Source organism: Rhodopseudomonas sp. AAP120 (assembly GCF_001295845.1).
Classification (GTDB): Bacteria; Pseudomonadota; Alphaproteobacteria; order Rhizobiales; family Xanthobacteraceae; genus Rhodopseudomonas.
Genome location: NZ_LJIC01000093.1, coordinates 61,485 through 71,989 on the forward strand (window position 1 = coordinate 61,485; position 10,505 = coordinate 71,989).

10 protein-coding genes are annotated in these 10,505 nt (G+C 65.7%); 2 read left to right on the forward strand and 8 right to left on the reverse strand.

Going from position 1 to position 10,505, the window contains the following annotated elements:
• Window positions 1-30: 30 nt before the first annotated feature.
• The 5 genes from IP86_RS15745 to IP86_RS15765 form a co-directional block, all read right to left on the reverse strand.
• Window positions 31-1,311 carry a beta-ketoacyl-ACP synthase gene (locus tag IP86_RS15745; RefSeq protein ID WP_054163479.1) on the reverse strand — a complete coding sequence of 427 codons (1,281 nt, stop codon included), beginning with the start codon at window positions 1,309-1,311 and terminating at the stop codon, window positions 31-33.
• Between the two features lie 28 nt (window positions 1,312-1,339).
• Complete coding sequence (locus IP86_RS15750) at window positions 1,340-2,542, reverse strand: beta-ketoacyl-ACP synthase (protein ID WP_054163480.1); 1,203 nt, start codon at window positions 2,540-2,542, stop codon at window positions 1,340-1,342.
• Complete coding sequence (locus tag IP86_RS15755) at window positions 2,535-3,005, reverse strand: 3-hydroxyacyl-ACP dehydratase FabZ family protein (RefSeq protein ID WP_054163490.1); 471 nt, start codon at window positions 3,003-3,005, stop codon at window positions 2,535-2,537. The genes IP86_RS15750 and IP86_RS15755 overlap by 8 nt, the downstream gene beginning before the upstream one ends.
• Window positions 3,006-3,028: 23 nt before the next feature.
• Complete coding sequence (locus IP86_RS15760; RefSeq protein ID WP_054163491.1) at window positions 3,029-3,310, reverse strand: acyl carrier protein; 282 nt, start codon at window positions 3,308-3,310, stop codon at window positions 3,029-3,031.
• Window positions 3,311-3,477: 167 nt separating this feature from the next.
• The gene (locus IP86_RS15765) at window positions 3,478-3,846 is read right to left on the reverse strand and encodes a hypothetical protein (protein WP_054163481.1); all 369 of its coding nucleotides are present in this window, start codon (window positions 3,844-3,846) and stop codon (window positions 3,478-3,480) included.
• Window positions 3,847-4,037: 191 nt separating this feature from the next.
• On the opposite strand from IP86_RS15765, the gene IP86_RS15770 reads away from it, so the two are divergent.
• Complete coding sequence (locus tag IP86_RS15770) at window positions 4,038-4,667, forward strand: ParB-like protein (RefSeq protein ID WP_054163482.1); 630 nt, start codon at window positions 4,038-4,040, stop codon at window positions 4,665-4,667.
• Between the two features lie 27 nt (window positions 4,668-4,694).
• Here IP86_RS15770 and IP86_RS15775 read toward each other — a convergent pair whose 3' ends face one another.
• The gene (locus tag IP86_RS15775; protein ID WP_054163483.1) at window positions 4,695-5,171 is read right to left on the reverse strand and encodes an MgtC/SapB family protein; all 477 of its coding nucleotides are present in this window, start codon (window positions 5,169-5,171) and stop codon (window positions 4,695-4,697) included.
• A 26-nt stretch (window positions 5,172-5,197) separates the two neighbouring features.
• On the reverse strand, window positions 5,198-5,779 hold the full coding sequence (locus IP86_RS15780) for a peroxidase-related enzyme (RefSeq protein WP_054163484.1): 582 nt from the start codon (window positions 5,777-5,779) through the stop codon (window positions 5,198-5,200).
• Between the two features lie 288 nt (window positions 5,780-6,067).
• Between IP86_RS15780 and IP86_RS15785 the strand changes: the two genes are divergently transcribed.
• A complete protein-coding gene (locus IP86_RS15785; protein ID WP_245290644.1) occupies window positions 6,068-8,338 on the forward strand; it encodes a TonB-dependent receptor in 2,271 nt (756 codons plus the stop codon).
• 3 nt (window positions 8,339-8,341) lie between these two features.
• Here the strand turns inward: IP86_RS15785 and IP86_RS15790 are convergent, their stop codons facing one another.
• Window positions 8,342-10,090, reverse strand: a complete 1,749-nt coding sequence (locus IP86_RS15790; RefSeq protein WP_054163486.1) for an ATP-binding protein — start codon at window positions 10,088-10,090, stop codon at window positions 8,342-8,344.
• Window positions 10,091-10,505: the final 415 nt, after the last annotated feature.

A 10,505-nucleotide genomic window follows, 5' to 3' on the forward strand; every position in this document is an offset into this window, starting at 1 on the left:
CTTGAGTGTTCCGAATGGAGCTGGCGCGAACTACACCGGCTCGCGCGTCAGGATCAGGGAAACGTTCTGGCCGCCGAAGCCGAACGAATTGGACATCACCGCGGTGACGCGGGCGTCGCGCGCCTTGTTCGGCACCACGTCGAGCGGGATCGCCGGGTCCGGCACGTCGTAATTGATAGTCGGCGGAATCCGCTTATGCTCCAGCGTCAGCAGCGAAAAGACCGCCTCGACAGCGCCGGCAGCCGACAGCGTGTGGCCGACCATCGACTTGTTCGACGATACCGGGATGGCCGACGCACGCTCGCCGAACACGCTAGAAATGCCGAGATACTCCATCTTGTCGTTCTCGGGCGTGCCGGTGCCGTGGGCATTGATGTAGTCGATCCGCTCGACGCCGATGCCGGCGTCGGCCAGCGTCTTGTTGATACAGCCGATGATCGGCTTGCCGTCCGGGCTCGAGCGGGTGCGGTGGAAGTTGTCGGCGAGCTCGCCGCAGCCGGCGATGACGCCGAGGATGGTGGCACCGCGTGCGGTCGCGGCTTCCAGGCTCTCCAGCACCAGCGCGCCGGCGCCTTCCGCCATCACGAAGCCGTCGCGGTTCTTGGCGAACGGCTTGGAGGCGGTCGCCGGCGCGTCGTTCTGGGTCGACAGCGCCGACAGCAGCGAGAAGCGGATCAGCGCCTCCGCGTTCACCGAACCATCGGTCGCGACGCACAGCGCCGCATCGGACTCGCCGCGGCGGATCGCCTCGACGCCGAGCTGGATCGCGCTGGCGCCCGAGGCGCAGGCGGTCGACAGCGAGATCGGCGAGCCCTTGGTGCCGAAGGTCTCGGCGAGGTGATCGGCGACCGAGCCGAACAGGAAGCGGCGATGATACTGAGTGAAGCGGCCGCCGCCGGAGACCCGAAGCAGGGCGTCGTAGTCGATCGCGGTGTTGGCGCCGGTGGCGCGCGCCAGCTCCTGCCGTGGCAGCCATTCGAGTTCGACCGGCGCGACGGCGAGAAACAGCGGGCCGGGGAAGTCGCCCTTGCGGCCGATGCCGGCCTGCGTGATCGCTTCCTCGGTGGCGAGATCGGCGAGCTTCTCGCCGAGCACGGTGGAGGAGAACGGCTCGACAGGGACGAAGTCCACGGTGCCGGCCATCGTCGTCTTGAGGCCGTCGATCGGAAACCGGGTGATGGTGCGGATGCCGGATTCGCCCGCCGTGAGCTTGGCCCAGTTGTCGGTCTTGCCCGCGCCGAGCGACGTCACGACGCCCATGCCGGTGACGACCACGATCGGCCTGCCGAATTTGTCGTGCGTGACGGTCATCGCGTCCCCCTCGGTCGGTCGATCGAACTCACCGGACGGCCTCGACCAGGGCCATGCCTTCGCCGCGCCAGTGACCGGCTCCGATCACCACAATCTGGTCCGGCGCCTTGCTGGTTTCAATCTCCAGCCCGCTCGGATCGTTGGCCGGAAACAGCGCGCCGCGCGACAGCGACAGCGCTGCCAGCGCGATGCCGAGCGGAAACTGCGCCTCCATGATGTGACCGAACGAGGTGCCGGTCGCGCGCACCGGATGGCCGCTCTGCGCGCGCAGGAAGGCGACTTCATCTGCCGTCGCCGGCTCCGCGCCGGTCGCGCCGGTGATGATCGGTGCATCGTCGCGGACGTCGCCGAGCTGCCCCCACAGCCGCTGCATCGAGGCTGTGACGTCGCCTTCGCCGCGGCGACGCGACATGTCGGCGACCACATTGGTCAGCCGGGCATACGGCTTGGCACCGCGCGCCTCGGCATGCGCCCTCGATTCGATTACCAGGAACGCGCTGCCGGAGCCGAGCGCGAAACCACCTTTGGGACCACGCGAAAACACCGGTGCGTAGTTGTCCTTCAGATTGAAATCGCCGAACTCGTAGAGCATCAGCAGGTCTTTGCGCTCGCCGTTCTGCGCCGCGCCGATCAGCGCGATGTCGCTCTGCCCGGCGGCGATCCGCGCTAGCGCGATCCGCGCCGCGTCGACGCCGGCTTCCTCTTCGCCCATGAAGGTGCGCGACGAGCCGGTGACACCGTGGACGATCGCGATGTTGCCGGCGAGCAAATTGGAGAGCTGCGCCAGAAACAGCGTCGGCCGCAGGTCGTTCATCAGCCGCTCGTTGAGCGCGCCCGGGGCGGCGTTGCCATAGTCCTCGGAATTCAGCACCGCGGAGTCGACCGCCAGGTCGCGCTCGCCGCCGCCCGCCGCGACGATCATGTCGGTGCGCGACAGGATTTCGGTGTTGCCCTTGATGCCGGCCGAGTCGAGCGCGAGACCGGCCGCATAAGTGCCGATCCGCTGCCAGGCTTCCATCTGGCGCTGATCGCCCTTCTTGGGGATCTGCTTGTCGAAGCTCAGCGGCGCGAGCGGGTGCACGACATAAGGCGCGAAGCCGGTGGTGTCGACATTGACGCGGCGCTGCGCCAGCGCGTCCCAATGCGCGTCGAGCCCTTCGGCCAGCGAAGACGCGAGGCCGATGCCGGTGATCCAGGCTTCCGCCGGTTGCTTGTGCGATGTCTCAGCCATGGATCATCTGCTCCGGGAATCCGATCTGCCTGGCCATCGTCTCCATATGTCCGCGCAGATCCGGATGCGGGAAGGGCACATGGCGAAAAGTGAGTGTCGCATTGCAGGCGAGCTTGCCGCCGGCTTTGATCTTCGCTTCGGTCATGGTGTAGCCCGAGCCCTCGTGAATCACCGTCGCGTCGATCGACAGGGTTTCGCCCGGCGTGACGAAGCTGCGCATCTTGGCTTCCTTCACGGCTGCCAGGAACGGCATGCGCTGAAATTGCATCAGCGCGATCTGCAGCCAGCCCGACGTCTGCGCCATTGCTTCGATCAGCAGCACGCCCGGCATCAACGGATAGCCGGGGAAGTGGCCTTCGAAGATCGTGCTGGTCTCAGGCACCCGCGCTTCGACAGTAATCTCGCGCTGCTCGAGGCGAAGGTCGGCGATCCGGTCGATCAGGTGGAAATATTCGAGGTTCATGGCGTGACGGCTTCCGACCGCCACTACGCGCCCTTGGCGGCGACCAGTTCGTCGATGCGCGCGGCGAGGTTCTTCAGCACGAAGTACTGCTCGGTGGTCGCCTTGCCGTCGTTGACCTCCTGGGTCCACTTTTCGAGCGGCAGTTTGATACCGAATGCCTTGTCGATCGCGAAGGCGATGTCGAGGAAATCCAGGCTGTCGATTCCGAGGTCATCGATCGCATGGCTTTCCGGGGTGATCGTGTCGCGCGGAATATCGCAGGTTTCCGCGATGATGGTAGCCACCCGATCGAATGTGGAGGTCATCATTAAGCCTTTGAAATTGTGTCGAGAATAGCAGGCGCGCCGGGGGCGCGGCCTCAGTCGTGACGACAGGTTGATGCCCGTATATCGGAGCGCTGCCCTGAGTTCAATGGCACGTGGGCCACAGCCTATGGGGGCGGCGGGGGCCTGTCTTCGCCCATCGCGGGGAATCAGCCCTGCGGCGTCGGGATGTTCGCGCAATCGCGCCGACCCATCAACACGCAATCCTGGGTCCTGCGCATGTCGGCGATGCTGGTGGCGAGCCAGAATCCGATCACCGTCAGCGCCACGGTGAACGCCAGCGCGGCAAGGTTGGTCATCATCCGGTGGCGGAAGTCGTCCGTCGAGGCGTCGCTGGTCCGCTCGTAGCGCGACAGATCGTTGTCGAGCGGCGGTAGCTGCTGCGGCCTCGTCGCGGACGATCCCTGGATCGGGCCGACGGCGCTGTCCTTGAACGCGGTCTTGGGCGAGGTGCGCGGCCGGAACTGCAGGACGCGGTGTTCGTCGTCGTCGGGAACGCTGAGGCGATGGTTTTTCATGGCGGCCGGCCCTCGCGGCGGCAGATCGGAAAATTTGGTACTTATCCTAGTTGATGTGGGGCGCGGCGCAAACTCCGCAAGTTGACGGAGTGAGTTCGCCTTGTCGTGTGGCCCGTGCGCTCCATGCTGCGTTGCGCAGCGGTTCCGGCGTGCCATAATCGGCCGCCGCCAGCCGACCAGGAGTCCCACCAATGGCTAATCCGCGCGAACCCGTGCTGCATCCGATCCCGATCCTGTCGCTGCGTCCGACGCAGATGACTGTCGGGCTGCGTGAAGTCGAGGAGAAGCGACGGCGCTGGCGCGCGCACGCGTCGAGCAAGAAGAAGGAAGGCGAGCGCCTCGCCGAGCACATGATCCCGGTTGTGCTTGGTCCGGGCAAACGTCACTACGTGATCGACCATCATCACCTCGCCCGTGCGCTGCACGAGGAGGGCATCAAGGACGTCGCGATCACGGTGATCGCGGATCTCAGCATGGTCGATCGCGACGCGTTCTGGGTGGTGCTCGACAGCCGGCGCTGGGTCTATCCCTACGACGCCAAGGGCGAGCGGCATCATTACAAGGATCTGCCGAAGACGGTGTCCGGGTTGAAGGACGATCCGTTCCGCTCGCTCGCCGGCGAGTTGCGCCGGATCGGCGGCTACGCCAAGGACACCACGCCGTTCAGCGAATTCCTGTGGGCGGATTTCCTGCGCCGCCGGCTGTCGCGTAAAGCCGTCGAAGCGGATTTCGAAAAGGCGATCGAGCGGTCGTTGGCGCTGGCCAAGAGCAAGGACGCGATCTATTTGCCCGGTTGGTGCGGTCCGGCCGCGGACGATTGAGGCCGCGCGAACGATCGCGATTCGGCTTCAGTCTTCCGGCGCGATCGTCGCCTTCTCGTCCTGCTTGCCGCCGAGCAGGCGATGCAGCCGGCTCTCGACGGCGTGACCGCCGATCAGCACCACGAAGGCGATCGCAAAAGCGACGCCGACGATCAGCCAGTGGCCCGAGCCACAGGCGATGCCGATGCAGGCCGAGAGCCAGACACAGGCCGCTGTCGTCAGGCCGTGGACATGATTGCGGCTGCCGGTGTGCACGATCACGCCGGCGCCGAGAAAGCCGATGCCGGTGAGGATGCCCTGGATCACGCGCGATGTCGGATCGCCGATGCGGTCCTGCCCCAGCGATTGCTCGGCGACCGCGACCAGAAGCGCGCAAGCGAGCCCGACCAGCGCCAGCGTCCGCATGCCGATCGGCTTGCCCTTGAGGTCACGATTGAGCCCGATCAGTCCGCCGGCCAGAGTGGCGACGCCGAGCCGCAACAGGATGTCCCAGAAGGGCAGCACGTCAGATCTCCCGTCGGCCGGGCTTCTCAGGCTTTCGGCAGCCGGCCCATCAGATAGAACTCGTCGTTCGGACGCATCGCGGTGACGTTGGCCATCCGGTTCGACAGCGCGAAGAACGCCGCGACGGCGGTGATGTCCCAGATGTCGTCGTCGGTGAAGCCGTGCGCCTTCAGTGCGTCGAAGTCGGAATCGCCGACGGTCTCGGCTTCGCGGCTGACCTTCATGGCGAAGTCGAGCATCGCACGCTGTCGCGGCGTGATGTCGGCCTTGCGATAATTGGTGGCGATCTGGTCGGCGATCAGCGGGTTCTTGGCGCGGATGCGCAGGATGGCGCCGTGCGCGACCACGCAATACTGGCATTGATTGGCGGCCGAGGTCGCGACCACGATCATCTCGCGCTCGGCCTTGCTGAGCCCGCTGTCCTTCTCCATCAGCGCGTCGTGATACGCGAAGAACGCCCGGAACTCGTCCGGCCGCGCCGCCAACGCGAGAAACACGTTGGGCACGAAGCCCGACTTCTCCTGCACGCCCTCGATCCGGCTGCGGATGTCGTCGGGCATCTCTGCGAGAGGCGGGACAGGAAAGCGGGAGACGGCAGGCGAGGTCATTGGACTTTCCACTCAGCTGAAGAATAGCGCCGCGAAACCTTAGTGGCTGCCGGGGCGCAGTCAATCGCGTGTGTCGCTCGCCTGCTCGGCGGCGTTCGTGCTCGGACTCCTCCGTGAGCCTGCGACGGTACGCCTCAACAGTGTTGGAACCCTTCTACTGGATCGCGCCTACGTCGTTGGCTATGCGGGCCAACCAATGGGCCTTCGCAACGGCGAGGTGGCGCTACACGATATCGTCTGGGGGAAGCGTTGAGAGAGCTGAATTTCCGTGCGGCGGGCGCCGCGTCGATGGTGTGCGCCTCGGTTCTTCTCGTCGGCACTGCCTCCTTCGCTCAGCAGCCCGCTGACTCCGGCGCAGCACCAGTTGCTTCGCCTTCATCCGACGGACGAGCGCTTCCGGCCATCGTGGTCGAAACACGGAGCCAGCGCAAAGCCACCGTGGCGCCGCGCCGCAAGCCCTCGCAAGTCTCACGCACCGCGCGAACACGGCAGGCCCCCAATCCGAATAATGCGGTCGTGCAGGCACGTCCTGTTTCGGCTGGGACGCTGCAGGCGAGCTTGCCGGCGGCTTTCCCGGGTGAGCAGGTCGCACGCGGCGCAGGCGTCGGTCTGCTCGGCAATCGCGACGTGATGTCGACGCCTTTCAGCCTGACCAGCTTCACCGAGAAGACCATTCGCGACCAGCAGGCGCGAACGCTGATGGATGTGCTCGGCAACGATCCGTCGGTGCGCACCAATGTGCCGGCCTACAGCGGCATCCAGGGATTCTTCATTCGCGGCTTCCCGGTGTTCGCCCAGGACATTGCCTTCAACGGGCTCTATGGCGTCGCCGACTCGTTCAATCCGGCGCTCGAGCCGATCGAGCGCGTCGAAGTCCAACATGGCCCGAGCACGATGCTGAGCGGCATGCCGCCGTTCGGCACGATCGGCGGCACCATCAACCTGATTCCAAAGCGTGCCGCCGACGTTCCGCTGACGCGGTTCACGACCGGGTTCATCTCCAGCGGGCAGAGCTATAACGCCGTCGATGTCGGCAGGCGCTACGGGCAAAACGGCGAATGGGGCGTGCGCTTCAACGGCGCTTATCAAGCCGGCAACACGCCGATCGACAACCAGAAGCAGGAATATGGCGTCACGGCGCTGGCGCTCGATTATCGCGGCGAGCGGCTGCGGCTCGGTCTCGACCTCGGCTATCAGAAGGGCGATTTCGACTCGCCGCTGCGCAATCGTTCGGTGCTGCCGGGCTTTCCGATTCCGAGCGCGCCCGATCTGCGGATCAATCAGCAGCAGCCTTGGGAATATCGCAACAGCGACAACAAATCGGCCGCGGTCCGCGCCGAGTACGATCTCACCGATCAGCTGACGGTCTATGCCGCCTACGGCCACAGCGAGTTTCATCAGGTCTACTTCGGCGGTCTGCCATCGATCATCAATGCGCGCGGCGACTTCCGCAGCACGATTCAACTGACGCCGTTCCAGACTTATAGCGACACCGGCGAAGTCGGGCTGCGCGGCCAGTTCGAGACCGGGGCCATCAAGCACCGGATCGGCGTCGCCGCATCCGGTCTTTGGCAGGATACCGGCCTGACCAACATCCCGGTCGGCTCGACCATCACGTCGAACCTCTACAATCCGGTCTATGTCGCGGCGCGCAGCGATGCCGGGCTGCCGCGCACATCGCCGGTGACGGCCCAGCGCTTCAACCGCAGCGTCGCGATCGCCGATACGATGTCGATTCTGAACGACCGCGTCGAACTGACGATCGGCGGCCGCTGGCAGGGCATCGACGCGAGGACGCTGAGCCCGACCACCGGGCAGGTCACGTCGGATGCGCGTAACGACGCGTTCTCTCCGGGCGTCGGATTAGTCATCAAGCCGATCGAACGGCTGTCGCTCTATGCCAACTACATCGAAGGCCTGACCTCGACGGCGCCTCCGATCAACGCCGTCAATCTCAATCAGAGCTTCCCCGCCACCGTCGCCAAGCAGATCGAAGCCGGCGCGAAATACGACTTCGGACCGGTCGGCGTCACGCTCGCCGGATTCGAGATCAAGCAGCCGAGCGGCTTTCTCGATCCGACCACGCGGGTGTTCGCGCTCAACGGCGAGCAGCGCAACCGCGGCGTCGAACTCAACGTGTTCGGCCAGCCGCTCGAAGGGCTGCGCGTCGTTGGCGGTGTGAGCTGGATCGAAGGCGTGCTGACTCAGGCCTCAAACCCTGCGCACACCGGCAATACTGCGGTCGGCGTCCCGGCGATGCAGCTCAACCTCTACGGCGAGTACGACCTGCCGGCTTTCGCGCGCGGCGTGACCTTGACCGGGCGGGTGATCCACACCGCGTCGCAGTTCTACGACCAGGCCAATACGCAGAGCATTCCGGCCTGGACGACGCTCGATCTCGGGCTGCGCTACGCAACCAAGATCGACCGCACCCCGGTCACCATCCGGGCCAATGTCCAGAACGTCACCGGCCTCAACTACTGGGCCACGACGGGCCGCGGCATTCTCAGCCCGGGCGCGCCGCGGACCTATCTGGTGTCGGCGAGCTTCGACTTCTAAAGGCTAGCGCAGCGGCTTCTTCAGCAGCGAGAAGCGGTCGGGATCGAGGCCGAGCGACGGCTGCAGCATCGGCGCGTCGATCGTCCGGGCCAGCGGGCGCTCGGTGAAGCCGGGATCGTTCGGCACGTCGCGGTGCGAGGTCGCGCCGCGCCAGCGTTCCAGCACCGCGCTGACGAAGTGCATGTCGTGACCGGCCGCGGTCGACGGCACGGTCGAGATCGCGGCTTCGGAGCGCGGCAATTGTTGCGGCGGCACTTCCTTGAAGCGCAGCCGCGTCGGCAGCGCGACGCCTTCGCCGAACGCCAGCACTTCGCGGGTGCCGAGCGAGGGCACGAACGACAGCAGATTGGCGGCGGCGTCGGATACGGCCGAGCGCAGCAGCGACTGATCGCGATCGTTGGCGAGCCGCATCGCGAACAGCGTGTTGCACTGCGACAGGATCGTGGCGTCGAGTTCGGCGGGCCGCTGCGTCACCAGCCCGAGATACACGCCGTATTTGCGGCCCTCTTTGGCGATGCGCGACACCGCCTTGCGGGTCGGGCCGAAGCCGATCGCGCGGTCGGCGGCGGCGTAGCGGTGCGCCTCTTCGCAGACGAACAGCAGCGGCGACACGCCGTCGCTCCACAGCCCGAAATCGAACGCCATCCGGCACAGCACCGACACCACCGAGTCGACGACCTCGGCCGGGAAGCCGGCAAGCTGCATGATGGTCATCGGCTTGCCGCCCGCAGGCAGGCGGAACAGATGGCTGATCACCTCCGCCATGGTGTCGCCGCCGACATTGGCGTTGTCGAACATGAAGGCGTAGCGCGGGTCGTTGCGCACGGTCTCGATGCGCGAGATCAGCTTGTGATAGATGATGCGCGACGAGCGGTTCTCGAGCTTGCCCATGCGCTCGTCGATCAGCGAGATTAGATCGACCAGGCGATACGGCACCGGCGTATCGGCCGTGTAGCCCGCCGTTTTCGGATCCGTGCGTTTCAGCCCGAGCCGGTCGGAACTGGTGTATTGCACGTAGAGGCCTTTGGCGATCGGGATCACTTCGGCGAGCACGTCGAGTTCTTCCGGCACGCCTGGCCGGCCGGCGAACAGCACGTCGACGATCTCGTCGAAATTGAACAGCCAGAATGGCAGCTTCAGATTGCGCGGATTGAGCACCAGCGCCTTGTCGCCGAAGCAGCGGCCGTATTCGTTGTGCACGTCCAGCAGAAAGATGCGCAGCGAAGGCCGCGACTTCAGGATCTCGTTGAGCAGCAGCGATACGCCGGTCGATTTGCCGACGCCGGTCGAGCCGAGCACCGCGAAGTGCTTCGACAGCATCTCCTCGATATCGACATAGGCGATCACCGACGGGTCCTGCTGCAGCGTGCCGACATTGATCTGGTCGGAGCCGTTCGGCGCGTAGACGATGCGCAGTTCCTCGCTGCTGATCGGTTCGACCGCATCGCCGATCGTCGGGTAGGTGGTAACGCCGCGCTGGAACTTCGCGCGCACCGGGCCCGGCAGGATCTCTCCGAGCAGGTCGACGGAGGCGCTGGCGATGTAGGCGTCGCCGACGACGTCCTCGCACGACACTTCGGTGATCATCGCGATGATGGTCGAGGTCGCGGTGCGGATGCTGATGAAGCGGCCGACGGTGGCGCGCATCGCCGCGGGCGACAGCCGGCTTTCGGGCAGGATGCCCGCGCGGGCCATCGAGCCGCGCACGGAGATGATCTTACCGAACGCCGGCGTGGTAATAGCTTCTGCCATTTTTTGGAACTCGTTCAGGGCTCTGTTTGGCGCGACTATGCGTGGCCGATGCTGAGAAACTGTTAAGTGTCGGGCAGTCGCGGCTGCCTGCAACTGCGCCGCGAGTGGTAAGCGAACGCGTATAGGTGCGCTTTTCCTGCAGATCCGACACGAAGCGAGTGATTTCGATTTACCGCGCATTGACCATGCGGGGACAGCGACAGCCTCGTCGTTGAGCGAGCCACGCCTGATCGTTCTCGCGGCTCCATCGAGCCCGAGCTTTGCACCCGTCGCTTCACAGCGAGGGGTGGGGGCGCGCCGGTCGGCGCTAAGGTGGTGAGTGTCGCGATGGCTTTGCGGACCATCGCGCGACGCCGTTCCGGCGCGCCCACCGCGGCGTGCTCACGGCATCGGCCCGTTCTTCCGGGGACGTGGC